Here is a 26,271-nt window from a genome sequence, read left to right as displayed (position 1 = left end):
GCGCAAACGCGGATCAGACCGCCAGTCTGCGGGATAGAATTTCATCCAGGGCTGGTGGCGGTCTGCCATCTTTCAGGTACCCGCACGCACCAAGCCGACGGGCTCGGCGCCACCGTGTACAGCACCCTTGACCCAGGCCGCTGCAACCTCCGTAAAATGCCGGTCATGACCCGCCTTGACCTCATCAGCAATGGCGTCCAGGCGCGACAGGATGTCCACGGCCTTGGCGTCCAGTTTGTATTTTGCCCAGCCGCACTCACGGAACAGCCACATGGCCATAAGAAAGCCGTTGCACCCGGAAAGCTGCCGGGATTGCACAATATCGCTGACGGCGGTGGAAACGGCGCCCTGCGCCATGCTCGCCGGCATGATGCCCCATTGCATCATCGCCTTGACGACAATGATGGCCGCGCTGGGCAGCAGGATATTGTTGCGCTCCCATTCGGGGGTGCCGAAGCCGGCACCTCCTTCCTGTGTGTTGGTCATGTTGATCTCCCTCCAATCGGCGCGCCCAGCGTGTCGTTGATCACGCCCGTGACGGCGCCGTTGATGCCTTTGCTCAGGTCACCGCATAGGCCACGCACCTCTTCCAGCGCCATGGCCCGGATCGTGGCCAGCGCCATGCGCTCCAAATTGGTGACTTGAATGGTGATAGTCCGCTCCCCGGATGGCATCGGGGCCAGGGGTATGGCGCCGCGTCCGGCCGTCGCCTGCACCTGCCGGCGAAAGGCCAGGGCCGCCATGATTTCCGGTTCGGTCAGGGTCAGGGCGTGACCCGCACTGTCGGTAGCGGACAGGGCCGCGCCGCTGGTCACCGCGTCGAACAGGTCGACCATCTGCACCGTGACCAGGGCGGCGGTGGCCGTGTTGGCCTTGGTGGTGACAAACAGCGCCTGACGCTTGGTCAGGTAGTAGCTGCAGGACGGGCGGCCACCCGTCGGTGGTTTCCGATCCTGATCGGAAACCATGGTTCCCAAGGTTTTCAGCGTGTCCAGGTGCCGCGTGATGATGCGTCGGATGGCATGCGGATCGGTCATGCCCAACGCCTCCGCCAGCCGCAGATCGCGGATGCGGGGCTGATTGTCGTTATGGGATGTTTGGACATCACCCGCAGTCAGCGCGGACGGAATCATGGTGTTCATGGCCTTCGCCTTCACGTTCGGCATTGCCGGCGGAAGGGCGCTTTCGAAGGCAGCCCTGGCGCCGGGGGCTCGAAACCTGAACGTGACAGGCCGGAATATTCGCCGCGGGCATAACCCATTGGCTGTTTTATTATCCGACCCCCGGCAGAGGGCATGCGCCGGACGGAATCCGGGCATGAAAATAGCCGCATCAGTCAAAAAGACTGCGGGCGGCTCGCCGCACGTTGGAGGTTTCGAAGCTCCAACGCGGACGGTACGCCGCCCGTTCACACGGGTCAAGCATGGACGCAGCCCCATGGGGCTGTTACGCTTCTGGCGCGATGCGCGGCCAAAAGGATGATGACAATGAAGGGCTGGGGTCAGTTCATGATCGCGATCGGCGCACTGCTGATCATAATCGGATTCTTCGCGGACCCGTCGGTGGGCGGCTTCGTCAATCTGCACATGCTGTTCATCAAAGGCGCACTGATCATCGTGGGCGCCGCCTGCATACCGGGCGGCGCTATCCTGATCGCCATCGCCGCCAGAAAGCCACCGGCACCCGACCGGCCCGCAAAGGCCGACAAGCGACCGGAGGCTCTGACCCTGTGGGCGCCACCCGGACAGCGGCGCCCCTGACAGCGCTACGACGTCAGCCCCTTGACCGTCCACATGACCGCCAGCTCCAGCGATTTCATGCCGTCGTGGAAATACTCCCAGCCGGGCTCGAAGGTACCGGCAATTAGTTCCGTTTCCGTGCCGTCGACGGGCGCGATGATTTCCTGCGGCGGGAAACGCGTCATCGCCGCCTGATCGAACAGGGCCTCCAATTCCGCCGCCTTGGCCTTGATGGCATCGTGCAGCGCCTTTTCCGCGTCGGTCAGCGGGCGATACCTTGGGCGAAACCGGCTGACCGTGATGGGCGTTTCCGACTGCCGTGCATCCGGCGCGCCCGCATAGACATGCGTCATGATTGTCTCTTTCTTGAAGGGGGAAGGTGAAAAACGAGCGATGCATCACCGCTTCGGCGGCGCCCGGTCGCACCCCGGCGTCAGGCCATTGTCCAGCACGATGCGCTCGTAATTCGGATCGATCTCCAGACGCTGAACATCGAACCACTGAGAGTCCGGCAACTTCCCATCGCCCCCGACGCGCGGCGCGACCAGCGCCTGCGAACACCCGGAGATGTAATCGACCACGCCCGTCACGACACCCGTGAACCGCGTCAACTGGTCGGTGACCGTATAGCCATTGAGATGATGCATTCTGATCCTCCTGGCGCGCCGTGGCGCCATCTGTGGGTTGAAATGCGCAGGCACCCCCATTGCCGTTCAGATGGGCGCTGATGTCGCTCCGATGGTTGGCGCCATCGGAACCAGCCGCCCGGCGTGGCCGGCCTGCATGGGGGCTTGGTTCGCTGGGCCGCTGCGCGCAGCCCCCGCCGGCGGGAAACGCCGTCCAGAAGGTCTGCGTGTCGCGCAGCACCAATTCCAGGAACGCCGCGACCTGTATCTGCAGATCCTGCTCCGGCGCCCGGCGCGGACGCGGTGACCGGCCTGCCCGCCGGATGGTGTTGGCGGCATCGCGCTGCATCTGCTGGATCATGGCGGCGGCACTGCCGGCGGCGGGTAGGTTGGCGGGCTTCATGCGGCCTTCTCCCCAGCCGCCGCCACCGTTCCGGTGATGGTAATGCCCAGAACGGCAGCCCAGCGGCACGGCTGGTTCAGGTCAGGCGCGCTCTTGGCGCTTTCCCAGGAATGCAGGGTGCGTTCGGCAACCCCCACCAGGGCCGCAATTTCTTTCTGACTGCGCCCAGCCTCCGCCCGTGCCCGCCGCAGCTTACCCAGGATAATGATGCCGTCCTTTTCGCCGCGCGCCATCATTCGATCCCCAGCGCGGCTTTGTAGAGTTCCAGGAGATTGTCCATCTCCTGCCGGTCTTCCTTCTCCATCCGGCGGATGCGGATGATCTGTCGCATGACCTTGGTGTCAAAGCCGGTGCCCTTGGCCTCGGCATAGATGTCCTTGATGTCATCCTGGATGCCCTTCTTTTCTTCCTCCAGGCGCTCAATGCGCTCAATGAAGGAACGCAGCCGGTCGGCGGCGATGCCGCCCACATCGGTGCTGGTTGCTGCGTCGCTCATGGCTCAATCCTCAATAGCTGGGGCGGCGACCGGCGCCGGCAGTGCTGTGGACGGGGACGCCGACGGCGGTAATGTCCGTGGGGGCCGCATAGCCGGGCTTGTCAATACGGGTGACTTGGCCCTCCGCCACACGGCGCTCAATCTCGGCGCGCAGATCCGGGCTGACATCACGATGGGCAGGCGTCCGGGCGGCCGGTGCGGGGCGGCGATCATAGAGGCCGGAACTGTTGTTGGGCGCGGCGGCCCTGGGACCAGGCGCCACCGTCGGCGCGACCAGGGCCACCGGCACGGGTGCGGTCGGCAGCGCTACCGGGGCCACAACGGTCTTCACCGGCTTTGGCGCGCTTTCCTTGGTCGGTGCCTTGTTCCGGGGCGGCGACCAGGGCGTGGTGCGGCCATCGCGCAGGATATAGCGGCGGCGCATGCTCCATCCGGCGCCCGCATGCTCCATCCGGCCAAACCCGTCGCTCTCCAGCATGGCCAGGATGTCGGGCGTCTTGTTGGGCGGCATATCCAGCGCCCGCCCGATCTCCCCATTGTTGGGCACCGGTTCCTGCGCCTCCACACAACGCATCAGGATGGCGGCCAGCTTGTCCTTGCGCCGCGTGCCGGCGGGATTGACAACCGCCGCCTCTGCCGTCCGGCGCGCATTGGCCGCCGCCATATTGTCGGTGATGGGCCGGGCAGGCGGCTTCGGGGCCGGCAGCGGCGGCAACGCGCTGGCCCGGCCATCCCACAGGGTGACCTGCCGCACGCGCGGCCCACCCTGGATGACGGGATATTCCGGCCGCACGGTGATGGTGCAGAAGCCCAGCTTCTTCAGGGCGGTAAAGCAGCCGGAGATGGAGGCGACATCGTCGCTGGCGTACCAGGATCCGTTGTAGCGCGCCTTCAGCCAGGCCAGACAGTCCTTGAGGCTGGGCAGCACCGCGCCCGTCTCCACGATCTCCACGGCCAGGGTGGCGCAATGATCCATGTGCCGGGGGCCGTCGCGCATCACACCAAAGGGCCATACCCCCCCCTGGGCGGGCGCGACACCGATTGGTGCGCCCGCCGCTTCCGGGACATTTCCGGTATGCGTCACATCTGTCACATGATCATCCCCTGGGTTGCGCGCGGGCGATGCGCTGGGGGCGACCTCCACCACCGGGCCGTCATGCGCATCGCTGGCCTGGATCGTGTCGCCCGGCGCATCACCGGCGCTGGTGCTGTCCTGCCCGACCGGGACGGCCAATGCCGGCGGCGGTGTGGACGTGGATTGTGCGGGCGCTGGTACATCGCCCGCTTCCCGGACCTTTTCAACGGCACCCACGCCGTCAAACCCATCAAACACGGCCTTGATCTGCTCACCCAGCCAGCTTGGCTGCTGCTGGGGGGCAATGAAGTTGTCATAGTCGTCAGCCCAGGGCGTGTTCGTGCCGTCCACCGCCTCAATCTGGCGGAAGAAACTGCCGCTGGCGGCGCAGCCCTTGTGCCGGATGGTCCAGCCCTGATGCTTGGCAAGCCGGCTCAGGATCTGCGACGCACGCCGCCCGGCGGCCTCGCCATCGGGGTCGGGAATGCCCAGCGCGCGGGCCACCACCGGATTGCCGCGCAGCGGTTCACCCCGGTCGATCAGGCCCTGGAAATAGGCCAGGGCCTTGGCGGCCACGGGCCCCAGCTGAATGTCGCGGGCCTTGGCCCCGTCGGCGGCGACAAGGCCGCCCGTGGGCGATTGCGCGGGCCGCGCGTCGCCCGGCCAATGGCCCGTCACCACCCAATGCGCCGTCTCCGACATCAGGGCGCGGTGGCTGCGGTCGGCACCACCACCGCCCGAGAGCCACGCCACCGCCAGTGCCTGCCGCAATGCCTGATCGCCGGTATTCATGGCTCAGCCCACCTTCGACAGGTGCAGCGGCGCAACCACCGTTTCATGCGCCGGCGGCTCCACCGCGTCCCGCAGGGATATGGCCCGGTCGATCACCTCCTGCGCCTCCCGCGCAATCTGCCGGCGCTCCTGCATGTCCAGCCGGCCATCCTCCATGGCATGCGTGACCGCATTGGTCAGGTCGCCGACATCCGCGCACAGTTGCAGCATGCGGCGATCCAGCGGGATTGACACTTCCGCCCGGCGCAGGCCGGACAGGATGGCATCGGTCTGCGCCTTGCCATGGGGCACGAACACCGGGGAATAGCCGCGCGCCGACAGCAGCGCATCCAGCTTGGCCGCATCCTCCAGGGTCAGGCGCGCCGCCTGATTGGGGTTGGATTGCTTGGCCAGCGTGTTGCGCAGCAGCCCCGCCGCCTCAAGATCGGCGTCGGACAGGACATGCAGCGCCTTGTCCAGATGATCTTCGATGCTGCCGGGCTTGCGGTGGACGGCCATATCCAAAATTCCCCAATCGGTTGGATTTGTCGGAGGACGCGGTGTGCGCCAAATTGGAAACCAGACAGAAGGAACCCAGTGAATGAGCGCGAGCGGCCCTTTATTCGACGTAGGCCAGACGGCAATCACCGGCCTGGCACGCCGCACTTTCGGGAAACCCGCAGCTCTCGCCGCAGGGGCGGCGCAGGCGCGGCGGCTTGGGTGCCGGCAGGGTGACGCTGTGGCTGCCAAAGCCGTCGATGAAGGTGACGCAGCGCGAACCGTCGGCGTCCGGCAGACCGCCGACAATGCTAGTCACCGCAGGGCGCAGAAAAGAATGGCCGCTTGTATCGGAATGCATGGTCATCTCCCGGCACCGGAAAGAAATTGCGGGAACGGACAGGTCAGGCGGCAATGCCTCAGCCAGCAGGCTGGGCCTTGGGCCGCATGAACGTCTCTACCTTCAGGCGCGTGGAACGACGCAGTTCCCGACCCTCCCGCAGGTCAAAGACCAGCCGCGGGTCATTCACAGCAGATGAGCCAAAAGCGGTCGCGGTTATCCCGCGATCTGCCATGTAGCGCTCGATCTCGCCAAGGATGGGGTCGTTGCCGGTGTTCATGGCGCGACAATAATAGGAACATTCCTCTTTTACAAGAGGATACTTCCTATTGGATTTTTCCTACAGCCATCGGGAAGATGGGCCATGGAACTCGATCAGCCACGCCTTAACATTCTCCGGCTTATTGCCGACAGCGAAAGCGACATGGCCAACGTGTCGAGGGCTGTGGGAAAGAGCCATTCCTATTTACAGCAGTATGTGAAGCGAGGCTCGCCCCGGCATCTGCCAGAAGACGTCCGGGAGGCCTTAGCGAGGTTCTTTGGCGTTGATCAGGCTTTGTTCAAATCCGGCGATGTTGCCGCCAAGGCCGCAATTGAAAAATGGGGCTCCGGAGCTGAGGGGCATGATTCGCCGAACCCTGAACAAGGCCCGGACTTCAATGATGCTATATCGGAGCTGGATATAAGGGCATCAGCAGGACCAGGCGCACTTGTGGAATCCGATGTCGAGGCCGTGATTGATCACTGGCGCATTCCGCCCGCCGTTTTGCGAAATCAGACCGCCTCTGCCACAGGAAGTTTGAAGATCATCACGGTAAAGGGCGACAGCATGGCCCCTGACTTTATGCCGGGCGAGCGCGTGCTTGTCGACACAGCGGATAAACTACCGTCACCCGCCGGCGTGTTTGTGCTGTGGGACGGCTTCGGGCTGGTGATCAAGCGGGTCGAAATGATCCCGTACTCCAACCCGCCACGCGCCCGTTTGATCAGCCGCAACACCCAGTTTCAGGCCTACGAGTGCTTGGCTGAGGAGGTGCAGATCAGCGGGCGCGTCATTGGTAAATGGCACTGGACTTAGAGCGTAAAGTTACGCCCATCTAACTAAAATCAGTGGCGATCATGTTCCCTGATCTGATCTTCAATCATATCAACAAGAATTTCCGCATTCTCTTCTCTAAATACCTGAACCGGCACGGGGGACTTTTGAAGTATTGAGATTGCATGATTAAAACTTGTCAATAAATCAGTTCTTGTTGGCGCCCCAACCAAGAAATATGGTTTGAATTCCTCTTCCGCATCTCTGAGAACTGTCAATTGTCCGACCCAACGGCGAGCCTTGTCTAGCATGGCGTCCGGGGTTTCAAAATCGAAGGAAAGTGCTTGATAACAGTGCCAAGCGCCATTCTTCCAGGCATGCCGGAATTCAACACTGTCCACCGTTGATACGATCGTCTTTGATTCCAATCGCTGATCAAGGCGGCGTTCAGTCAGCAACTCATTTGCCATTTTCCAGACCGCGCCATCGTCACGATTTGCGCGATGCTTTACGTCATGCCTGGAGACATAACGATCATAGATGTCCTGAATTGAAGCGTTAACATCGCGCGCTGCCCCTGAACGAACGCTCCCCCAAACGAAAGCGCCCTCACCGTCTGCAATGATGCGATTGGCGAAATCCGCCACGGTAGCGTGATGACCGCTTAAGCCAGCAGCCTCTCGGGACAGCAACCCAGCGGCTCTTTCGATTGCCTTGAGCGATGCGATAAAAGTTGCGCGCTCCAGATCGACGAACAAGTTACTGAATCGCCCAATTGTACTGCGAACCTTAATTAGAAGCCGACCAGAATCCTGCGCAAACAACAGCACGCCGACGTTCACGCGTTCGCTCGCGAACGGATCGTGGCGGTACTGTAACAATGTATATGTAAACGGCTCTCTGCTGGTCATGTCAGGGCTCGCTTCAGCTCGACTAGGCATTGATCAAACTGCTCGTGAACCTGCGTCAGGTGCCTTTCCGCGTCACGCACTGTTGTCATTCCCCCCGCCCACTCTGATGGTACTCCACCTGCATATCGCATGAAAGAATTAGGTGACAAGGTCGCCCAACCTGCCGACAGGGGTGCAAAATCCAGGACCTTGCCCTTAAGTCCTTGTGCCAAAACATGAGAGCCGGCTTGCACATGCCTGTGACAATAGCCCTGCTTCCAGGGCTCCGCTTTCGCTCCGATGATCAACCCAAATCTAAACGCAGTTTCATGGTCGATAACCCGAATCTCACTTCCCTTAACTAGAAGGTTTGGACGGCGAACGGTTCGGTCGAAGTTTTCGATCATCACGTCAAAGGCAAAAATTTGTAGCGCCGACTGTTTCATCACATCAGTGACGATGTCGCCTACCGACCAGTCACGCCACTGCGACCCTGCAGATTTAGAACCAAAGGCCAGAGGGCAGCTGCGGCGCAGCATAGATTTGATCCCTTCATCCGGAATCGATCTGATGAAGGCTTCATCTATCTCGACCAAGAACGGTTCGTTGACCGCTATGCCCAGGTCGCCGGCCAGCATAGCGCCAAGCAACTCACACACCATCCCGGTAACGCCAATCTCAGGGCGTCCAGACGGCTTCAAAAATACGTCATGTTCGGCGCCGTCATCAGTTTCGACGCGGATCATCAGCGGATCGTTGCGACCACCCTTGGCCAGTCCCGCGAAATCAATCGCCAACGCATGCCGGATCGTCATGCATCCCCGCTACAACATGTTGGGGTTAAAGTTACAGCGCGTCGCATACCGGTTCCGTGCATCGCAGAGCATTAATGCGACTGAAACTATCTGAGTACTGCGCGGACGTTAAATAGGATTTTTCCGCTTGACGGATAGGATGTTTCCTATCATTGTTCCCCACATCAGCAAGCGACCGGCCCGCATCGCCAACCGCGCCCCACCGGTCGCCCGCTGATTGTCCGCGCCCCACCGGACAGGCCAGCCCTTTGCATGTCAGGGCTGGCCACCGGGGTGGGGCTTTCGTGGGGAGGTTTCTATGGACATTCATTCCGGGCAGCGTCGTCTGCCTTTCCTGCCGATGGCCGTCCTGATGACCGCCACGGCCTGCACCACGCCGCCGCCGGTTACGCCCTGCCTTCTGGCCCAGCAGCACGAAGACGGCAGCGTTACCTGTCTGATCCCGCGCGATGCTTCCGCGCCGCCGCGCACCACCCCCGTCCCGGCCCGCAAGCCGGTCGACCAGCTCCGCGCCGTTGGCGCCGGTGGTGTGGCATGAGCGCAGAACGGATCACTGTTCTTGAGTTCCAGGCGCGCTGCAAAGCACAGGGCGTTTCTGCCCGCGCCCATATCGCGATGAAGTGCCCGATCTGCGGCACGGTGCAAAGCATGGCGTCGCTGGTAAGGGCCGGCGCACCGGAAGCTGATGTGGAAAACTTGTTCGGCTTCTCCTGTGAGGGCCGGTTGACTGGCGCCGGTCCCTGGAATTCCAACGATGAAAAGCGCGCTGCCACGCGCGGTTGCGACTGGTCCTTGGGTGGCCTTTTCAAGCTACACCGCCTGACGGTGGTGGAAGATGGTGGGACCGAACATCCGATGTTTGATCTGGCCACACCGGAAGAGGCCAAGGCGCTTGAAGCCCTGATGGCACCCCAGGTTGCCGCCTGAACCCCGCCGCCACGCCGGGGGCCTTCGGGTCGCGCGTGGGCGTTTCCTCCCAACTTTCCCCGGCGGGCGCGACACCCGTCGGGGCTTCTTCCGGGGGTAACCATGAACCGCAATCAATGGCTGGCCGCGACGGGCGAAACGATCCTGCTGCTGGCGTTTTTCGCCACGCTGATGGCCGTCGCCTTCGCGCTTGAGGGCCTGTGATGCAATACCAATTCACCATCACCATGGCTACGACCTTGCCAGACAGCCCTGTCTTTGACGGGCTGGCCAGCGGGGTGGACCCCGGCACGCTGGCCTTCTGCGTCACCCTGGCCGATGGCCGCCGCCTGCGCTGCGATGCCTGCGCCGTGGGCGCCGAACTGAACCGGTGGCCGTGATGGTTGCCGCCGTCACCCTGGCACAGCTGCGCGCCGGCCTGTCGGTCAGCATGGCCGATCCTGCCGTGCGCCTGGTCCTGCCGGGCGTCGATATGGTGGTGGCGGACCTGCGGGGGCAGCCGCGTGGCACCGTCGGTGGTGCCCGCCATATCCGCGACTGGGTCATCTATGGCCGCGCCGGCGCCCTCTGGGCCGGCCACGACCTGGGCAATTCCGTTGTCGGCCCCTGCCGAATGCGCAGCCAGGTCCTGACCCAGTTTGCCCGCGCCCTTTTCGATCTGGCCCGCGCGCCCGCCCCGGCTGCGCCGGACAACCCACAAGGATAGATCATGCCCGACGCCCTTGCCCCCGATATCGCCAAGGCCAAACGGTCGCAACCGCAGCCGATGGCCACCATCCAGGCGGCCCCGCTGCGCGCGGCCCTGTCCTTTCTGCGCCGGGTGGTGGAGCGGCGCAGCACCCTGCCGATCCTGTCCAGGATCCTGGTGCGGGGCATCCCGGCAACGGGTGACGTCCCGGCGCATCTGGAATTGATCGCCACCGACATGGACATGCAGTTGCGCCGCAGCGTCCGCGCCGATGTGCCACTGGGCTTTGACGGCACGATTGATCCGGCCATCCTGGATCGGCTGTTGATGGCGCTGCCCCGGCTGGCCGATATAACCCTGACCCCGCGCGGCGGCACCTGGGACGTCGACTGTCCCGCCGTCGCCATGCGGGCCAAGGGGCTGGAATGCCTGCCCGCGGATGATTTTCCGCTGCTGAATGACTGGCTGGAAGCGCCGTTGGAGCTGGTGGAGATTGACGCCCCGGCCTTTGCCACCGCCCTGTCCCGCTGCCTGCCCTGCGTCAGCAGGGAGGAAACGCGCTATTATCTGAATGGCGTCTATCTGCACTGCGACAATGCCGCGCCGGATGGCGGCCCGCGCATCGCCGCTGTGGCCACCGATGGCCATCGCATGATGGTGTCGGGGTTTGCGGGCGCCCTCGACCTGCCATCGGATGGCATGATCGTGCCGCATAAGGCGGTGGCCATCATCGGCCTGATGCTGGCCGGGCAACAGACGGCCCTCTGCGCAACCCCGCCGACCAGGGGCCGCCGCGCCCTGGCGGTGCGCTGCCCCGACGGCACGGAAATCATCACCAAGACGATTGATGGCACTTTCCCGGACTATCTCAGGGTCATCCCCGGCAACGTGACCCGCACCCTGTCCCTGCCGGCGGGCGATCTGCTGCGGGCACTGCGGCTGGCCACGGCCCCGATTGCCGGCGATAAAACGCCGTCCGTCCGGATTGAGGGGGTGGATTCCGCCCGCCTGTCGATCTCCACGTCGGAAACGATGTCCAACGGCGATGTGACCGCGCATGTGACGGTGCAGGAAGACGGGCAATACCCCCCCCTGCCGCCCTGCCGCCTGAATGCCAATTACCTGCGGGACATCATCGACATCTTCGGCAGCGACAGCCTGATCTGGCGCTTCACGCATCCCGACTGCCCGCATATTTTTGCAGGCCCCGACGGCAACGACTTCTGCATCCAGATGCCGATGCGCGGGTGATGTCATGATGATCCCGAAATCCAAACATCGCAGCGCCGCCCGCATTGCCGACCGCGCCCGCACCCTGGCCCAGGATCAATACCATGCCCTGCGCGGCGCCCTGAATGCCGGACAGGGCCCGGCGGCCATGACGGCACTGGTGCATTGCTTCGTCATCGATGGTGATGTGATGCAATGCCACTGCTGCGACCGTCGCCTGCATGTCAGTCGCTGGCAGGACCCGTTTGTGCATGGCCAGGACGAAACCGGCATGGACTGCCCGTTCACGGGCAGCGCCAACCCCTGGGAGCTGTGGTTTCAGGCCACCGATCTGGTGCGCGGCCACGCCGACGGCATCGCCACCATGCGCCGCGCCCTGACCGCCGCCGCCCAACGCTTCCGCGAATACGAGGCGCTGCACGCGGCCAAGCCGGACCCGGCGAAGGCCCAACGCAACGCGGAGATGGCGGCGGTGTGTGAAGCCGCCCTGCAGGATGGTGTGTGATGGCCGAGAACAGCAAGATCGAATGGACCGGTCACACCTTCAACCCCTGGATGGGCTGTACCAAGCTGTCGGACGCCTGCGCCAATTGCTACGCGGAAAAGCTGGTCAACCGGTTCGGTGGCGATTTCACCACCCGTCAGCGCACCTCGCCCGCCAACTGGTTCATGCCCCTGCGCTGGAACGCCAGGGCAATGAAGGATGGCATCCGCCCCCGCGTGTTCTGCGCCTCCCTGGCCGACGCGTTTGACAATCAGGTTCCGGAGGATTGGCGGAACGACCTCTGGAACCTGATCCGCTCAACCACCCACCTCGATTGGCTGCTGCTGACCAAACGCCCGCAGAACATCGCCCAGATGCTGCCCGCCAATTGGGGCGACGGCTGGTCCCATGTCTGGCTGGGCACCACAGCGGAAAACCAGACCGAAGCCGACCGCCGCATCCCGCATCTGCTGGCCGCGCCGGCGTCGGTGCGGTTTCTGTCGTGTGAGCCGCTGTTGGGGCCGGTAGATTTGACGCGAGTGCGCGCCTTGCCGGGTCAAGGCGGTGAAGACAGCTGGTACGCCGACGCGTTGTCGGCGTCTCATTTCCAGGTCGATGATATGGGCCGCGAACATTCGGGAGACGGTCCCATTGAGCGCATCAACTGGGTCATCTGCGGCGGCGAAAGCGGACCCGGCGGCCGGCCGATGCATCCGGCGTGGGCGCGATCCCTGCGGGATCAGTGCGTGGTGGCTGGCGTGCCGTTTTTCTTCAAACAGTGGGGTGAGTGGCTTCCGGTCGGGCAAACGCTGCCGGATCACGGCAAGGTTCACGGCGCTACAGGCGTCACGCCTGGGCGCATGAAGTTGCACTATGGAGGGCACGCCACCCAGAAGCCGCTGCATGCCTACGCCGAACGCGGCGTCGATACTGCGTCGTTTGACGATGGAAAGTTGACCTTCCGCGTCGGCAAGAAAGCCGCCGGTCGCCTGCTGGACGGCGTCACCTGGGATCAGTTCCCAAAGGCAGGTGCGGCATGACCGACATCCGCAAGGTTGACCTCATCGGCGGCGTCAATGCCTGCGCCCAGCCCGACGGAAGGATTAAACTGGAGGTTTGGCCAGAGGATCGACCGCCGGCGGGCAGCCCCGAAATCTACTCCCTTTCCATATCGCAGGCCCTGGAACTGGCTTCACGACTGCCAGTGGCAATCCGCGCCGCCCTGAAAGGAGTCATCGGATGACCGAGCCCACTTACCTGATCTGTGGTTTCGGTCGCTGTGGGTCCAGCATGGTGATGCAGATGCTGGACGCTGGCGGAATCCATTGCGTGGGCGAATGGCCGGACTTTGAAGCGCCGGGGATTGAGGTGGTCGCGGCAATGCTGAGACAGCCGCCGCTGTCGGCCTTGGATGGCGCGGCAATCAAGATCCTTGATGCGGCGGCGCAGGTTGATTCCGGCTTGCCGAAACGGCCCGGCGGCTATCGCGCCCTCTGGCTGGACCGCAACCCCGATCAACAGGCCCGCAGCGCCTGCAAATTCATGGCGGCCACCGACATCCTGCCACCAGGGAACCGACAGCATCAGCGCGGCCTACGTACGTGCCTGGCCAGATCCTACAAGGATGATCGCGCCATGTGCATCATCCGCCTGCACCGCATCTGCGGTCAGCAACCGCTGATCCTGTCTTTTGAGAACATCCTGCGCGACCCGGCCCGCGCAGCGTCGATGCTGGCGGCCTGGACCGGTCAGACGCTGAACGAACGCCGAATGGCGCAGCAGGTCGTACCCCGCACGCCCAACTGCCTGCCGGGCATGCTGGAGCTGGCGCAACTGTTCGACCGCCGCGCGGCGCAGGCGGGTGCGGCATGACGGGGCGTTTTCAGCGCGCGATGAACAATCCGGCGGTCGCGATCATCTGCCTGTTGGCGGCGTTCGCCCAGGGCGCGGTTCTGGGCAGTGGATATACCTATTACAGCGGCCTCATGGCGGGCCGGATGGAGATGCTGGCAGCGGTGCGGACGCGCCTCACCGACCTGTCGGCGACCAATTCCGCCTTCCATCGAGCGGCCTATGGCTGCATCGCCCAGCGCCTGACCGCTGACGATCTCAACGCGCTGATCGAAGAAGATCGCCGCCTTCGGGGGATTACACCATGAGTAGCACTGCCTCCCCATACTTTCTGGGCTTGCCCTTTGACGACCTGATGGTGCTTGCCAATCTTCGCGCCATTCATGGACAGCCGGGCGGAAAGACCCAGACCCGGCGGAAGCCGAACGATCTGCTTCTTTCAGCGGAGCGCGCGCAGGCGGATGGGCGCCCCATCATCGGCTGGCAGCGCGAATGCTTTCAGCTGCTGTCCTTTGGCGACTATCTGCCCACGCGGTCCTTTCCCTGCGACGTGCGATATCGTGCGACTGACCCCTGCCGTGACCTTTCCATTGAGGCGCGCGGCTATCATTGGCGCCCATCCATCCATATGCCGGAACGCGCCAGCCGCGTCGTACTGGAGGGGTTGAGCATCCGTCGCCAGAGGCTGGGCGACATGGATGAGGATGACGCCAAGGCCGAGGGCATGTGCCCGATCCACCATGGCGACGGCGCCTATTATTGGCATTGGGAGCCACGCGCTCCGCACCCGAAGGACTGGGTATACCCGGACACAGCCTTTGCCGGCCTGTGGGACCACATCAACGGCCCCGGCGCATGGAAGCGCGACGCGGATACGGAGGTTATGGTCCTTACCTATACCCCCGTGCTGCGCAATGTCAGCGAATGCCGGAGGGCGGCATGAACAGCCACGATTTCCGCCGCGAACTGACGATGATCATGCCTGGATATAGCTGGGTGGTGCATCGTCCGTCGAGGCATACATGCAATGTCCTTCGGGCGACCGGCGCCCAGTCCAGCGGCTTTAACCGGCTAGCAACATTACTGGTGATCCGCAGTGAGATGAACAGTGGCCGGGTTTATGAGGTCAAGTCCGCTGGATACGGCGCCAAGTCGCCCTGGGAAGGAACCGCCACCAATACATCTCTGCGCCGCGCCCTGCGTGATCTTCAGAACTTCTATGAGCTGGAGGCCCGCAAGTTCCGTGCGCTGGCTAGCGCCCTTGAGCGCGGTCGGACAGCTGATGAACAGGGCGACAGGGCCGTAGCCCTGTCCATGGTGCCCACCTATCCCAATGGGGCGGACGCATGACCACCTACGAAGACCTTCTGGCCGCCAAGGTGCCGCCGGCGCCCGTCCTGGGCCTGCCCTGCGCCCTGGACGATGTCCGCACCCACCTCACCGATGGCCGTCCTCTGAAGGAGCATCAGCGCGCCTGCATCGCCTGGGCTGTGCGGGGCGGGCGGCGCGCGCTGTTCGAGAAATTCGGTCTGGGCAAGAGCGTTCAGCAGCTGGAAATCCTGCGCATCATCACCGCCAGGGTCTGCGGCCTGGGCCTGATCGTGGCGCCCCTGGGCGTGCGGCAGGAATTCCGCCGTGATGCCGCCCTGCTGGGCATTGACCTGGCTGTGGTCCGGGACGATGCGGACATTGACCGGGTGCGGGCCGACGGCGCCACGCAGTTCCTGACCCATTATGAGGCGGTGCGCCTGGGCAAGATCAATGTGGACCGGTTCGCCGCCGTCAGCCTGGATGAAGCGGCGATACTGCGGGATTTCGGGTCTGAAACCTATCAGACCTTCCTGCCCCTGTTCGCCAAGGTGCCCTACCGCTTCGTGGCCACGGCGGTGCCGTCACCCAACCGGTACAAGGAACTGATCCATTACGGCGCCTTCCTGGGCATCATGGACAGCGGACAGGCTTTGACCCGGTTTTTCCAGCGCAACAGCGAGAAGGCCGGCGACCTGACGCTCTATCCGCACAAGGAAACCGAATTCTGGCAATGGCTGCACAGCTGGGCCGTGTTCCTGCAACAGCCCAGCGACCTTGGGTTCAGCGATGATGGTTACGCCCTTCCGCCGCTTGACGTGCATTGGCACGCCGTCCAGGTGGACCTGACCGCCGGTGCCACGACAGATGACCGGGGCCAGGGCATGCTGCTGCGCGATGCGGCCCTGGGGGTGGTTGAGGCGGCACGGGAGAAGCGGCATAGCCTGGACGCCCGCATCGCCAAGGTGGCAGCCATGATCGCCGAACGGCCGGATGATCATGTCGTGGTCTGGCATGACTTGGAAGATGAACGCCGCGCCCTGGAAAGGGCGATACCGGGCATTGCCACCCTGTCGGGCGCATCTTCGCTGGAGGTGCGTGAAGCGACGATTGTCGATTTCGCGGAAGGGCGCTTGCCCCGCATCGGCCTGAAGCCGACCATGTTTGGCGCTGGCACCAATATCCAGCCGCACTGCGCCTGGGCCATCTATGCCGGCGTCGGGCACAAATTCCACGACTTCATTCAATCGGTCCACCGCCTGTGGCGCTTTGGTCAGACCCGGCCCGTGCGCATCGATGTCATCTATGCCGAGACGGAAGAGCTTGTGGTGCGCGCCCTGCGACAGAAATGGACGGAGCATGACCGCCTGACCGAACGCATGTCGCTGATGATCCGTGAACGCGGCCTGGGTTCGCTGGACGCACCCACGATCAAGCGCGCCATGGGCGTGACGCGGCAAGAGGCGGCGGGCCAGAACTGGACCATGGTCAACAATGACAGCGTGCTGGAATTTGCCAATCTGCCGGAAAACAGCCTGGACCTGATCGTCACCAGCATCCCGTTCGGAACGCAGTACGAATATTGCCCGTCCTACCATGATTTCGGCCACAACGACGACAATGACGCCTTCTGGCGGCAGATGGATCACCTGACCCCGCACATCATGCGGGCCCTGAAACCCGGTCGGATGGCCTGCATCCATGTCAAGGACAGGATCCTGTTCGGCAATGTCACGGGCGAAGGCGTTCCGACCATCGAACCGTTCAGCGATGAAACGGTGGCGCATTTCCGCCGTCACGGCTGGCAATACATGTCCCGCATCACGGTAACCACCGATGTGGTGCGGGAGAATAACCAGACCTATCGCCTGACCTATGGCGAAATGTTGAAGGACAGCACCAAGATGGGCGCCGGCATGCCCGAATATGTGCTGATCTTCCGCAAACCACAGACGGACAAATCCCGCGGCTACGCCGATCAGCCGGTAACGCACACGCGCGAAGAATATAGCCTGGCGCGCTGGCAGGTGGTGGCCAGCCCGTATTGGCCATCGTCAGGCAACAAGATCCTGGCCGCCGACGAGCTGGCCGAACTGCCGACAGAGATGCTGCCACGCGCGTTCGCCAAGGCGACGAAGGCCTGCATCTATGATCATGACGCCCATGTGGAGATCGGGGAAAGGGTGGCGGCGCGCGACGACAACGACCCGCGCGGCAGCCTGCCCAAGACCTTCATGGCCCTGGCCCCGGCGTCGAACTGCCCGGAAGTCTGGACCGACATCACGCGCATGCAGACGCTGAACAACGAACAATCGCTGAACGGGCGCGAAAAGCATGTCTGTCCGTTGCAGATCGACATCGTTGACCGGCTGATCCTGAAACACAGCATGGCCGGCGAACTGGTCGCCGATCCCTTTGCCGGCATCGGCACCGTGCCCGCCCGCGCCCTGCGCCTGGGCCGTCGCGGCTGGGGCTGCGAACTGCATGACCGATATTACCGGGATGCCGTCCGCTACTGCACCGCCGCCGAAGCCGAGATGGCAATCCCCACCCTGTTCGACCTGATGGGCGCGCCCAGCGCCGCAGCGGAGTGAATGAGCATGACGACAAACATCAGCACAACTCCCGGCGTTGTAGATTACGGCAGCGGACCAACCATTCAGGTTCGGTCCGGCGCTCTGGTGCCGATCCTTGACCTTCAGCCTGCCGATATCGACATCATGGATATTGCCGCCTCCCTGTCGAAGATTTGCCGGTTTACCGGGCACAGCCATTCCTTCTACAGCGTAGCGCAGCACTCGGTTTTGGTGAGCATGCTGGTTCCCTTCGAATACGCCCTGGATGGCCTGCTGCACGACGCTGCCGAGGCTTATATTGGCGACATCTCGAAACCGCTCAAGCAGGTGTTCGAGTTGAAAGCCCCTGGCATTTTAAAGGGCATAGAAGGGAAGCTGGACGAAACGATTAATCGACGTTTTGGTCTCGCCTGGACCCATTACGACTTTCAAGTAAAGCCAAGGGTAAAGCGCGCTGATTTGGTCGCCTTGGCTACGGAAAAGCGCGACCTGATGGCAAGCACCCGCACACCGTGGACTCAACTGCCAGATCCACATCTGGAAACGATCAATCCACTGCTCCCACCCGCTGCAGAATCGCTTTTCTTGGACAGGTATTTTTATCTCACTGCCTGGCACCCCATCACAACCGCACCAAAACAGGGCCGCCACCTCCGCGTCAAGTTGGCCAGCGGCAAAGTCTATGACGACGCCCATTGGGCCAGCGACCTTTCGGGCGAAGAACAGCCACCTTTTCAGGGGTGGTTTGTCCCAGCCGACAGCAAAGGAGCGGGCTTCATTCAAGTCGATGAGCCGACGCATTGGGCGTGGCCGGTGATGGTGCAGTCCACCACCATTGAGCATGATGGGGAGTGATTGAGCATGACCAATCCCAACACCGACAACATCCAGAAATGGGCAGCCACGCTCACAAATCCGCACCGAACCATGATGGTGGCAGAAGGCCGCATCATCCGGGGTGGGCCGCACCCGTTCTTCCCGGTCTGCGGTGAGGTTTCGGAGGGTATGCCAGAGGCCGACACCATGGCCAAGCTCTGGGCGGGCTCTATGGAGATGTTCCGCACCCTGGCGGCGATCCGGTCGGTGTGCCGTGATGCGGCGGGTGCGTCGCTGGAAGAGCTTCAGGCCCTGATGACCATGATCATCGCCCAGGCAAGCGACGCGCTGCCGGTCCCGACCCTTGGCGAACACAACGCCGCAAATGCTGGCACGCCCCTACCCGAAGACGCGGAACCGCCGCCGATCTACAAGGACATGTCGGAGATGGCGGCGGGCTTCATGCTGCGCTGGCGCGCCGACATGCGGGCCAGCGCACGCTGGCAGGCTGCCACCGGCAAGGTGAAGACATGGCCGGATCATGCCGACCTCTGTGTCTGGCTGATGGAGCAGCTGGATGCGAAGGACAATGCCGCCGGCGCGCGCTGCAAATCCCCCGGCCCCATGCCGTTCCTTGCGTTGGGTCCCGATCCCGAAGGTTGGAACCTGGAGGGTGAAGGGGATGCGACGGGCCATCCCGGCGCCTATTTGGTTTGGCGCGCCATTCAGGTCTGGTCGACCTGCCAATCCCGCAGCGGTGTCACCATTGGCGAGGCGGCCGCTGTCTTCAACATGCCCCTGTCGATGGTGGCCGCCGCCATTACCGAGACCGACAACCCGTTCATGTATCTGTCCGGCCCGCCGGATGATCCGAACACCACCATTGAGCATGATGGGGAGTGATGATGGCTGCCACCCCCGCCCCTGAAGCCCACGATCCCGGCGGCCTGACATTTGCCATGCCGGCCGGGATGTCCGGTACCGCCATCTTCGGCGGGACCAATGACAATTATCGCTATCTCCTGTCCCGCCAGTGGAACCTGACCGGTCTCACCGCCCTTTGGGTGATGATGAACCCCAGCGCCGCCGATCCGATGCGCGATGACCGGACCATCCAGGGCATCTGCCGCAAGACGATGCAATGGGATCGTCGCGGCATCCCGCACGCCTTCGGTCGCCTGCTGGTCTGCAACACGTTCGCTTTTCGGGCCAAGGACCAGTCGCGGCTGGTCACGGACACCGCTGACCCGATCGGACCCGAGAATGACGCCCACATCCTGGCTGCCGCTGGCGAGGCCGACCTGATCATTGTTGCCTACGGCCTGCCGGCTGCGCGGCAGTTGCGTGCCCGCGGCCCCCAGGTCGCCCGCATGCTTGAGGCAGCCGGCCACAGCCTACACGTGCTGCGCCTAACGAAAGACGGCGTGCCGGGCCACCCGCTTTACGTTCCCGACGGCGCCCAGCCGATGCCGTGGAGGGCACCAGCAGCATGATGGCTACCACCATCCGATACCTCTCCCTGTTCGACGGAATCGGCGCCGGGCATGTCGCGTCCCGCGGCCTGGGCTGGGCCTGCGCTGGGATTGCGGAGATTGATCCCGCTGCCTGTGCGGTCGCCCATGACCATCTGGGCTGCGGCCCTCCGGAGCGCATGCCCTCGCCAGACGATCCCGGCCTTGACCGCAAAGAGGCACAGCAGCGCAGGGCGGCAATGAAGGCAGCCCAGACCATCGCCGCCCGAGCCAACGGCGCGCCGCCAAACCTGGGCGATGTGGCCGCCCCCGATTTCATCGCCCGCGCCCAGGCGCTGGGCCCCGTCAATCTGGTCATGGGTGGAAGCCCCTGCCAGTCCTTTTCCATCGCCGGCCTGCGGGGCGGCCTGAATGATGATCGGGGCAACCTGACCCTGCGCTATGTGGAGATTTGCGATGGCTCCGGCCCAGATGGACCTGTTGACTATGCCGTCTGGGAGAATGTCCCCGGCGTTCTCAGTGACAAGACAAACGCCTTCGGATGCTTCCTCGCAGGCCTGGTGGGAGAGGACACCCCCATCCCTGCGCCACGGGGCGGGTGGCCGAACGCGGGTATGGTTGTTGGACCCGCCCGAAAAGCCGCGTGGCGTGTCATCGATGCTCAGGGCTTTGTCCCGCAGCGTCGATCCCGCGTTCTTGTGGTCGCTGCACGGCATCGTAGCGGGGTCGATCCCAGCCGTGTGCTTTTCGAAACCGAAGCCGAAGCTCTCCAGCATCTTGGAGACAGGGCCCATACCGGCCCGCTATTCGCTGAGCCCGAAGGCCTGCGCCGGGATCCTGCGTCGGGCGGACGCGCGGGGCCGGGAACTGCCGCCGATGCTGTTGTTGGCGCTGATCTCCGTGGTCGAGAGGGGGGTGGTACCGCCGAAATCACCGGCACCGTCATGCCTGCCCTCAGAACGGGTGGCGGCGTCGGAGACAAGCCCCACGTCCTTGCCTTTGGCGGAAACAACACGGGGGGGGCAATTGACGTCGCCACCGCCGTGAATGCCCATGGCGGCCCGTGCGGGCGCATGGATTTTGAGACCGAGACGTTTGCCGTTACGGTCGGCACTCTGGGCGGAATCAGCCCTGGCGCCGGCTGGAGGTGCGGCCCAGATGAAGCGGCGGCTGGACACCTTCTGCCAGTCAGCGTCACCGGCGACATCACCCACGCCCTCAATACCGCCAACAACGGAAAGGGATGCAGCGAAGGTGGCACTGAGCGCGGCGTGCCGACGATTGCCTATCCAATTCAGGAGGTGGGCAAGCGCACCGGGGCCAGCACCACCGATGTGCGGGCCGGTATCGGGATCGGCGGCGACGCTGACCCGATGTTCACGCTTCAGGCCGGCGCCCAGCATGGGGTTGCCTACCGCACCAGCGGCAATTGCGGGGCATGGGAGACGGGCGACAAGATCGATGCCCTGACCACGGGCACCGACCGGTCAAGCCATCTGCTGGCCTTTGCCGAGAACCAGCGCAATGAATTGCACCTACTGGAAATCGCCGGCAGCCAATCGGCGATCCGGCGCGGCGACGCCAAGAATGAAACCCTGCTTGCCGCCGCCATGTCCGTGCGCCGCCTGACCCCGCTGGAATGCCTGCGCCTGCAGGGCTTCCCTGACAATCACCTGGACGGCGCACGCCTGCGCGGCCAGCCCCTGGCCGATGGCCCAAAATACAAGGGCATCGGCAACAGCTGGCCCCGCGACGTCATCACATGGGTGTTCCAGCGCCTGGATGCCGAGCACCAGCGGGCCTGCATTGATCGACAGAAGGAATGAAAACGATGACGGCAAAGCCCTTTACCCCGGAAACCCTGGCGGATCGATGGGGGTGCAGCGCCCGACATATCAGGGACTTGATCAAAGAAGAAAAGATACCGGCATTCCGGCTGGGCCGGCTGGTGCGGATTGGTGCGGACGCGGTGGAAAGGATTGAGGCATGCGGCTTGTCAAATATCGGGGATACTGGTGCGTATCCTGGTCAACCGGCACAGGTACAGCCCGGCGCTCGCTCCGCATCGCTGCCACCGAAAGTCGTGAGCGTGCCGAACGCGCCCTGATGGATTTTCAGCAGACGCTGAAAAAACCTCCCGAAACGGTCGCCGACATCATGGCCGAGTATCTGGCGGACAAGGACCGCACGGCCACCAGCCCAGCGCGCCTGCGCGATGCCTGGAAGCCCCTGGCGCCAGCCTTCGGGCATCTGCGCCCGGAACACATTACCCGGCAACTGACCCGTGACTATGCCGACCAGCGGCGACGGGAAGGACGCCAGGATGGCACCATCCGCAAGGAGCTGGGGACGTTGCGCGCTGCCCTGCGCTGGCATGACAAGAAAACCCCGGCAGTGGTCGAGGTGCCGCCGATGCCGCCGCCGCGCGATCGCGTCCTGACCAGGGCGGAGGTTGAACGGCTAATTGAGGCCGCCGACGCCTTCCACATCAAGCTGGCCATCCGCCTGCTGTGGGCCACGGCGGCCCGTAAGGAAGCGATCCTGCAGCTGACCTGGGCGCAGGTGGATTTTGATCGCAAGATCATCGTGCTGACGCGGGTTGATGACACCAAGCGCCGGAAAAACCGCGGCATCGTGCCCTTCGGCCCGCGCCTGCTGGCCGAACTGACCGCCGCCAAAGCTGCCGCCCTGACCGATCATGTGATCGAATGGGCTGGCAAGCCCGTGCTGCAAATCAGGAAGGGGTTTGACAGGGCCTGTGAGCGGGCAAAGCTCGCCGATGTCAGCCCCCACGTCCTTCGCCACAGCGCCGCTGTCGCCATGGTGGAGGCGGGGCGACCGATGGAAGAGGTGGCGCAGCTGCTGGGCCACAGCGACATCCGCGTGACCTTTCGCGTCTATGCGCGATACAGCCCCGACCATCTGCGGGCAACCGCCAGCGTGCTGGATTGATTTTTTTGGGAGGGGAGGGGGCTTGGCAGTCCACTTGGTTCATTTGCACCAAGGAGCAGATGCCCTAAATGGCCGGCTACCATTGAAAGAATTGGCGGACCCGAATGGATTCGAACCATCGGCCTCTGCCTTCGGAGGGCAGCGCTCTATCCAGCTGAGCTACGGGTCCATGCCGGCATTGGGGAGCAACCCCAAGCGGCGCGGACCATAGCGCATCGGTTCGGTTGGTGCAAATGCTTCGTTCGAGAAAATCAAAATTGCCAACAAGTCACTGAAATCAATCGATCTTTCAGCCCAGCATGGCCCGCAGTGCCTGCCGTGACAGGTCTTTTAGCGCGTCGCGCATACGCTGAAGCTCATCGGCGGCGGCCTCGTAATCCTGGATCAACCCACCCACGAGGGTCGCGGGATCATCGGCTTCATCCGGATAACGGTCGCGGGCGCGGGCCGCGCGGCGGCGCAGGCGTTCAACGATATCTTCTTCAGCCGGCATCATATTATTCCCGATACATTCCAGGTTCTTTAAGCATGGCGGGCCCCGGCCCGTCACGCCTTTCCTTCCACCATGGTCCCACCCGGATGGGGTAGCCTTCCAGGCATACGGCGGAAGTATGGTATTTACGCTACAATTCAGGGGTTGATTATGCATTCGCTCGTGCCCTATTCAGGGGCGGGGCGTTTTGTAGCGTATGTGACGAGGTTTCCATGTTTTTCCTCTTCCGCCGGTCCGCGGGCCTGATGATGGCTGCGGCATTCCTGGCATTCGCCCCCGTGACACCTGCCCACGCCGCCGCCGAAGAACAGGCGGAAGATTGCATGATGGCCGCCGCCGGGCGTTGCAGCTTCACCGCCGGCAGGGAGGGTGTGCATCGCATCCAGTTGACGCTGGGCCAGGCACAGACCGGCAAGCTTCGTGACCTGACCATCGGCGGGCAGCAATGCCCGTTGCAGCGTCAGGCGGCGGACGGTCAGGATGGGGCCCTGCATGCCGCCTGCTTCGCCTATCTTTCCGCCGGCGTGACCTATGAGCTTTCGGTGCCCGAAAGTGGCAAGGTCAGCGTCGTCAAGGCTGACCCGGCCAATGGCGAGCCCGTGACCGTCATTCCCTGACGGGGTCGGTGTTTTTGGCCTGAAGGGCCTGTTCAGCCTTCACCATCATGGCGATGACAGTGGGAAGTTCGACCGTGGGTGACCAGCCCAGGCGTTCACGCGCCTTGCGGCTGTCACCACGCAGCTCTCCCACCTCCGCCGGTCGGAACAGGCCCGGATCGACCGCGACGCAGATGCGCCCGCTGTCCAGATCGATGGCGGTTTCCCCCGCCCCCCGGCCCGTACCCCGCTCCTCACCCATCAACCCATTGCGACGATTGCGATGGCATCGGCCGCACCGATGCGGATAAGCATATCTATAAGGGTACCGGGGCCTCGATGGGATCGGTAAAATCGGCGCGGAAGGAGAGATTATCCCGATGAATGTGCAGCATCAGCCATCGACCGCCATTGCCGAGCTTCAAGCCGCCATCGCCCTGCATGATGCCGGTCGTCTGGCGGAGGCGGAGACCGCATACCGGTCGGTCCTGGATCGCGCACCCGGCCATGGTGATGCCTTGAACCGGTTGGGCGTGCTGCATCTTCAACGCGGTGAGTATGCTGCGGCGGCGGCGATCATGGAGGCGGCGGTGAAGGCGGTGCCGGATGATCCCGTCCGCCATTCCAATCTGGCCAGTGCGCTGCGCCGCCTGAACCGGCTGCCCGATGCGTTGAATGCCTGCCTGCAGGCCGTGCGTCTGGCGCCCGACTTCGCCGACGGCCTCAGCAACTTGGTCAACATCCTGGATCAGATGCAGCGGCCCGGCGACGCGGTGACGGCGCAGCGGCACCTGATCACGCTGCGCCCCTATTCGGCGGAGGCGCGGTTGCAACTGGGCCGGCTGCTGATCCTGGATAACAAGCCGGAAGCGGCCATCGAGGCGATGTATGAGCTGCTGGCCATGCAGCCGCTATCCGTCCATGCCTATACCAACATGGGTGTGGCCTTGCGGCGGCTGGGCCGGTTGGCCGATGCGGCGGTGGCCTACCGCACGGCCCTGGGCTTCGCGCCCGACGATCCGGGCCTGCTCAGCAATCTGGGGATCGTTCTGCAGGATCAGGACCTTTACCCCGAGGCCATGGATTGTTTTCGCCGCGCCATCGCCAAACAGCCAGACAGCGCCACGGCGCACCTGAACCTGTCCGTCGCCTATCGCGAGGAAATGCTGATCGAACAATCGGTCAGTAGTGCGCGTGCTGCTGTCAAGCACGATCCTGCCCTTGCCGCTGGCCACACGTCGCTGGCCATGGGCCTGCTGATGCAGGGCAAGTATCCAGAAGGGCTGGCCGAGTACGAATGGCGCTCGCGCATGCCGGATTTCCCCTCTCCCCGCCGGGATTTCACCTCTCCCGCCTGGGATGGGTCGGACATGGCGGGCCGCACCTTGCTGGTTCATGACGAACAGGGGGTAGGCGATGCGCTGCAATTCGTCCGTTATATCCCGGTGCTGCGCGAACGCGGCGTGAAGGTCATACTGGAATGCAACAGCCAGTTGGTGCGCCTGCTGGGCGGCGTTCCCGGCCTGGGCCCTGTGATCGGGCGGTTTCAGCCGCTGCCGCCGCACGACGCCCATGTATCGCTTCTGTCATTGCCGCACCTGCTGGGGGCGCGCATCGACAATGTGCCCGCCGCCCCCTATCTGGCGGCAGAACCGGACCTGCAGGCGCAATGGGGCGAGAAACTGTCGCGATACCGGGGTCTGAAGGTGGGCATGGTCTGGGCCGGCAACCCGGAATTCAAGGCCGACCGGTTGCGCTCCCCCGGTCTGGCGGCGGTGCGCCCGCTGCTGAACACGGCCGGCGTGTCCTTTTTCGGTCTGCAAAAGGGACCGGGCCGCAAGGATCTTGAAACTGCCGGACCCTTGCCGGAGAATTTTGTCGATCTGGGGCCGGAGATCGGGGATTTCGCCGATACCGCTGCCATCATGGCCAACCTGGACCTGATCATCACCTCCTGCACGGGGCCGGCGCATCTGGCCGGCGGGCTGGGGCGTCCCACCTTCACCTTGCTGCCCTTTTCCCCTGACTGGCGCTGGCTTGAAAAGGGCGAGGATACGTTCTGGTATCCGTCCATGCGGCTTTTCCGACAGGAGAGGCGCGGTGAATGGGCGCCCGTGGTCCGGCGGGTTGCGGACGCCCTGGCCGTATCGGTTTCCCGGTCAAATGAGAAACACTCCTAGGTACCGGAG

36 protein-coding genes, 1 tRNA gene and 1 pseudogene are annotated in these 26,271 nt (G+C 63.7%); 23 read left to right on the top strand and 15 right to left on the bottom strand.

From position 1 onward, the window contains the following. Window positions 1-72: 72 nt before the first annotated feature. Window positions 73-486 (bottom strand): hypothetical protein, encoded by a 414-nt coding sequence (locus ACODSP_RS21665; protein WP_488967621.1) that lies wholly within the window; start codon window positions 484-486, stop codon window positions 73-75. Further along, window positions 483-1,142 (bottom strand): hypothetical protein, encoded by a 660-nt coding sequence (locus tag ACODSP_RS21660; protein ID WP_488967620.1) that lies wholly within the window; start codon window positions 1,140-1,142, stop codon window positions 483-485. Before ACODSP_RS21660 ends, ACODSP_RS21665 begins: the two co-directional genes overlap by 4 nt. Window positions 1,143-1,487: 345 nt before the next feature. Here ACODSP_RS21660 and ACODSP_RS21655 point away from each other — a divergent pair, with 345 nt between their 5' ends. Beyond that, entirely contained in the window at window positions 1,488-1,760 is a 273-nt protein-coding gene (locus ACODSP_RS21655) for a hypothetical protein (RefSeq protein WP_488967619.1), read from the top strand. Between the two features lie 5 nt (window positions 1,761-1,765). Here the strand turns inward: ACODSP_RS21655 and ACODSP_RS21650 are convergent, their stop codons facing one another. The 8 genes from ACODSP_RS21650 to ACODSP_RS21615 all read right to left on the bottom strand — a co-directional run bounded on the left by ACODSP_RS21650 (window position 1,766) and on the right by ACODSP_RS21615 (window position 6,228). Continuing rightward, window positions 1,766-2,092, bottom strand: coding sequence for an Acb2/Tad1 domain-containing protein (locus ACODSP_RS21650; protein WP_488967618.1), 327 nt, complete (start codon window positions 2,090-2,092; stop codon window positions 1,766-1,768). Between the two features lie 45 nt (window positions 2,093-2,137). Continuing rightward, a complete protein-coding gene (locus ACODSP_RS21645) occupies window positions 2,138-2,386 on the bottom strand; it encodes a hypothetical protein (protein WP_488967617.1) in 249 nt (82 codons plus the stop codon). A 378-nt stretch (window positions 2,387-2,764) separates the two neighbouring features. Continuing rightward, window positions 2,765-3,004 carry a helix-turn-helix transcriptional regulator gene (locus tag ACODSP_RS21640; RefSeq protein WP_488967616.1) on the bottom strand — a complete coding sequence of 80 codons (240 nt, stop codon included), beginning with the start codon at window positions 3,002-3,004 and terminating at the stop codon, window positions 2,765-2,767. Beyond that, a complete protein-coding gene (locus tag ACODSP_RS21635) occupies window positions 3,001-3,264 on the bottom strand; it encodes a DUF2312 domain-containing protein (protein WP_488967615.1) in 264 nt (87 codons plus the stop codon). The genes ACODSP_RS21640 and ACODSP_RS21635 overlap by 4 nt, the downstream gene beginning before the upstream one ends. 10 nt (window positions 3,265-3,274) lie before the next feature. Continuing rightward, window positions 3,275-5,131 (bottom strand): hypothetical protein, encoded by a 1,857-nt coding sequence (locus ACODSP_RS21630; protein ID WP_488967614.1) that lies wholly within the window; start codon window positions 5,129-5,131, stop codon window positions 3,275-3,277. A 3-nt stretch (window positions 5,132-5,134) separates the two neighbouring features. After that, window positions 5,135-5,629, bottom strand: a complete 495-nt coding sequence (locus ACODSP_RS21625; RefSeq protein WP_488967613.1) for a phage regulatory CII family protein — start codon at window positions 5,627-5,629, stop codon at window positions 5,135-5,137. A 100-nt stretch (window positions 5,630-5,729) separates the two neighbouring features. Then, a complete protein-coding gene (locus ACODSP_RS21620) occupies window positions 5,730-5,969 on the bottom strand; it encodes a hypothetical protein (protein ID WP_488967612.1) in 240 nt (79 codons plus the stop codon). 58 nt (window positions 5,970-6,027) lie between these two features. Then, a complete protein-coding gene (locus ACODSP_RS21615) occupies window positions 6,028-6,228 on the bottom strand; it encodes a hypothetical protein (protein WP_488967611.1) in 201 nt (66 codons plus the stop codon). An 84-nt stretch (window positions 6,229-6,312) separates the two neighbouring features. Here ACODSP_RS21615 and ACODSP_RS21610 point away from each other — a divergent pair, with 84 nt between their 5' ends. Next, window positions 6,313-7,026: a S24 family peptidase gene (locus ACODSP_RS21610; RefSeq protein WP_488967610.1), complete on the top strand. Its 714-nt coding sequence runs from the start codon at window positions 6,313-6,315 to the stop codon at window positions 7,024-7,026. Window positions 7,027-7,055: 29 nt separating this feature from the next. Here the strand turns inward: ACODSP_RS21610 and ACODSP_RS21605 are convergent, their stop codons facing one another. Both ACODSP_RS21605 and ACODSP_RS21600 read right to left on the bottom strand, forming a co-directional pair. After that, window positions 7,056-7,895 (bottom strand): DUF3037 domain-containing protein, encoded by an 840-nt coding sequence (locus ACODSP_RS21605; protein ID WP_488967609.1) that lies wholly within the window; start codon window positions 7,893-7,895, stop codon window positions 7,056-7,058. Then, the gene (locus ACODSP_RS21600) at window positions 7,892-8,689 is read right to left on the bottom strand and encodes a HipA family kinase (protein ID WP_488967608.1); all 798 of its coding nucleotides are present in this window, start codon (window positions 8,687-8,689) and stop codon (window positions 7,892-7,894) included. Before ACODSP_RS21600 ends, ACODSP_RS21605 begins: the two co-directional genes overlap by 4 nt. Before the next feature lie 298 nt (window positions 8,690-8,987). Between ACODSP_RS21600 and ACODSP_RS21595 the strand changes: the two genes are divergently transcribed. From ACODSP_RS21595 to ACODSP_RS21505, 19 genes and pseudogenes are all read left to right on the top strand, one after another. Beyond that, window positions 8,988-9,227 carry a hypothetical protein gene (locus ACODSP_RS21595; RefSeq protein ID WP_488967607.1) on the top strand — a complete coding sequence of 80 codons (240 nt, stop codon included), beginning with the start codon at window positions 8,988-8,990 and terminating at the stop codon, window positions 9,225-9,227. Next, window positions 9,224-9,616 carry a VVA0879 family protein gene (locus ACODSP_RS21590; protein ID WP_488967606.1) on the top strand — a complete coding sequence of 131 codons (393 nt, stop codon included), beginning with the start codon at window positions 9,224-9,226 and terminating at the stop codon, window positions 9,614-9,616. Before ACODSP_RS21595 ends, ACODSP_RS21590 begins: the two co-directional genes overlap by 4 nt. Window positions 9,617-9,819: 203 nt before the next feature. Further along, complete coding sequence (locus ACODSP_RS21585) at window positions 9,820-9,996, top strand: hypothetical protein (protein ID WP_488967605.1); 177 nt, start codon at window positions 9,820-9,822, stop codon at window positions 9,994-9,996. Beyond that, window positions 9,996-10,322, top strand: coding sequence for a hypothetical protein (locus ACODSP_RS21580; RefSeq protein ID WP_488967604.1), 327 nt, complete (start codon window positions 9,996-9,998; stop codon window positions 10,320-10,322). The genes ACODSP_RS21585 and ACODSP_RS21580 overlap by 1 nt, the downstream gene beginning before the upstream one ends. A 3-nt stretch (window positions 10,323-10,325) precedes the next feature. Beyond that, the gene (locus ACODSP_RS21575; protein WP_488967603.1) at window positions 10,326-11,555 is read left to right on the top strand and encodes a DNA polymerase III subunit beta; all 1,230 of its coding nucleotides are present in this window, start codon (window positions 10,326-10,328) and stop codon (window positions 11,553-11,555) included. A gap of 4 nt (window positions 11,556-11,559) precedes the next feature. Further along, entirely contained in the window at window positions 11,560-12,039 is a 480-nt protein-coding gene (locus ACODSP_RS21570; protein ID WP_488967602.1) for a hypothetical protein, read from the top strand. Beyond that, window positions 12,039-13,058, top strand: coding sequence for a phage Gp37/Gp68 family protein (locus ACODSP_RS21565; protein ID WP_488967601.1), 1,020 nt, complete (start codon window positions 12,039-12,041; stop codon window positions 13,056-13,058). Before ACODSP_RS21570 ends, ACODSP_RS21565 begins: the two co-directional genes overlap by 1 nt. Beyond that, window positions 13,055-13,261, top strand: coding sequence for a hypothetical protein (locus ACODSP_RS21560; protein ID WP_488967600.1), 207 nt, complete (start codon window positions 13,055-13,057; stop codon window positions 13,259-13,261). The genes ACODSP_RS21565 and ACODSP_RS21560 overlap by 4 nt, the downstream gene beginning before the upstream one ends. Further along, the gene (locus ACODSP_RS21555; RefSeq protein ID WP_488967599.1) at window positions 13,258-13,890 is read left to right on the top strand and encodes a hypothetical protein; all 633 of its coding nucleotides are present in this window, start codon (window positions 13,258-13,260) and stop codon (window positions 13,888-13,890) included. The genes ACODSP_RS21560 and ACODSP_RS21555 overlap by 4 nt, the downstream gene beginning before the upstream one ends. Continuing rightward, entirely contained in the window at window positions 13,887-14,177 is a 291-nt protein-coding gene (locus ACODSP_RS21550) for a hypothetical protein (RefSeq protein WP_488967598.1), read from the top strand. The genes ACODSP_RS21555 and ACODSP_RS21550 overlap by 4 nt, the downstream gene beginning before the upstream one ends. Further along, on the top strand, window positions 14,174-14,812 hold the full coding sequence (locus tag ACODSP_RS21545) for a hypothetical protein (RefSeq protein WP_488967597.1): 639 nt from the start codon (window positions 14,174-14,176) through the stop codon (window positions 14,810-14,812). Before ACODSP_RS21550 ends, ACODSP_RS21545 begins: the two co-directional genes overlap by 4 nt. Next, window positions 14,809-15,219 carry a hypothetical protein gene (locus ACODSP_RS21540; protein WP_488967596.1) on the top strand — a complete coding sequence of 137 codons (411 nt, stop codon included), beginning with the start codon at window positions 14,809-14,811 and terminating at the stop codon, window positions 15,217-15,219. The genes ACODSP_RS21545 and ACODSP_RS21540 overlap by 4 nt, the downstream gene beginning before the upstream one ends. Next, complete coding sequence (locus ACODSP_RS21535; protein WP_488967595.1) at window positions 15,216-17,771, top strand: DNA methyltransferase; 2,556 nt, start codon at window positions 15,216-15,218, stop codon at window positions 17,769-17,771. Before ACODSP_RS21540 ends, ACODSP_RS21535 begins: the two co-directional genes overlap by 4 nt. A gap of 6 nt (window positions 17,772-17,777) precedes the next feature. Continuing rightward, on the top strand, window positions 17,778-18,608 hold the full coding sequence (locus tag ACODSP_RS21530) for a hypothetical protein (protein WP_488967594.1): 831 nt from the start codon (window positions 17,778-17,780) through the stop codon (window positions 18,606-18,608). Between the two features lie 6 nt (window positions 18,609-18,614). After that, window positions 18,615-19,472, top strand: coding sequence for a hypothetical protein (locus ACODSP_RS21525; protein ID WP_488967593.1), 858 nt, complete (start codon window positions 18,615-18,617; stop codon window positions 19,470-19,472). Then, window positions 19,472-20,062, top strand: coding sequence for a DUF1643 domain-containing protein (locus ACODSP_RS21520; RefSeq protein ID WP_488967592.1), 591 nt, complete (start codon window positions 19,472-19,474; stop codon window positions 20,060-20,062). Before ACODSP_RS21525 ends, ACODSP_RS21520 begins: the two co-directional genes overlap by 1 nt. Next, a complete protein-coding gene (locus tag ACODSP_RS21515; protein WP_488967591.1) occupies window positions 20,041-21,867 on the top strand; it encodes a DNA cytosine methyltransferase in 1,827 nt (608 codons plus the stop codon). Before ACODSP_RS21520 ends, ACODSP_RS21515 begins: the two co-directional genes overlap by 22 nt. Beyond that, window positions 21,864-22,004, top strand: a pseudogene (locus ACODSP_RS21510) (excisionase family DNA-binding protein); the annotation flags it as partial. The gene ACODSP_RS21515 and the pseudogene ACODSP_RS21510, both read left to right, overlap by 4 nt. A 23-nt stretch (window positions 22,005-22,027) precedes the next feature. After that, window positions 22,028-22,993: a tyrosine-type recombinase/integrase gene (locus ACODSP_RS21505; RefSeq protein WP_488967590.1), complete on the top strand. Its 966-nt coding sequence runs from the start codon at window positions 22,028-22,030 to the stop codon at window positions 22,991-22,993. 92 nt (window positions 22,994-23,085) lie between these two features. On the opposite strand, the gene ACODSP_RS21500 is transcribed toward ACODSP_RS21505, so the two are convergent. Both ACODSP_RS21500 and ACODSP_RS21495 read right to left on the bottom strand, forming a co-directional pair. After that, a tRNA-Arg gene (locus ACODSP_RS21500) sits at window positions 23,086-23,162 on the bottom strand. A gap of 120 nt (window positions 23,163-23,282) precedes the next feature. Then, a complete protein-coding gene (locus tag ACODSP_RS21495; RefSeq protein ID WP_054170391.1) occupies window positions 23,283-23,489 on the bottom strand; it encodes a hypothetical protein in 207 nt (68 codons plus the stop codon). Between the two features lie 209 nt (window positions 23,490-23,698). On the opposite strand from ACODSP_RS21495, the gene ACODSP_RS21490 reads away from it, so the two are divergent. Then, window positions 23,699-24,103: a hypothetical protein gene (locus tag ACODSP_RS21490; protein WP_488967589.1), complete on the top strand. Its 405-nt coding sequence runs from the start codon at window positions 23,699-23,701 to the stop codon at window positions 24,101-24,103. Here ACODSP_RS21490 and ACODSP_RS21485 read toward each other — a convergent pair. Further along, window positions 24,093-24,344 carry a GDP-mannose 4,6-dehydratase gene (locus tag ACODSP_RS21485; RefSeq protein WP_488967588.1) on the bottom strand — a complete coding sequence of 84 codons (252 nt, stop codon included), beginning with the start codon at window positions 24,342-24,344 and terminating at the stop codon, window positions 24,093-24,095. The genes ACODSP_RS21490 and ACODSP_RS21485 overlap by 11 nt on opposite strands. A gap of 118 nt (window positions 24,345-24,462) precedes the next feature. Between ACODSP_RS21485 and ACODSP_RS21480 the strand changes: the two genes are divergently transcribed. Beyond that, complete coding sequence (locus ACODSP_RS21480; protein WP_488967587.1) at window positions 24,463-26,262, top strand: tetratricopeptide repeat protein; 1,800 nt, start codon at window positions 24,463-24,465, stop codon at window positions 26,260-26,262. Window positions 26,263-26,271 lie beyond the last annotated feature (9 nt).

This window comes from Niveispirillum sp. FG156, assembly GCF_057809555.1.
Note: the sequence above shows the minus strand (reverse complement) of the source record. Positions and strands in the feature narration are given on the sequence as shown.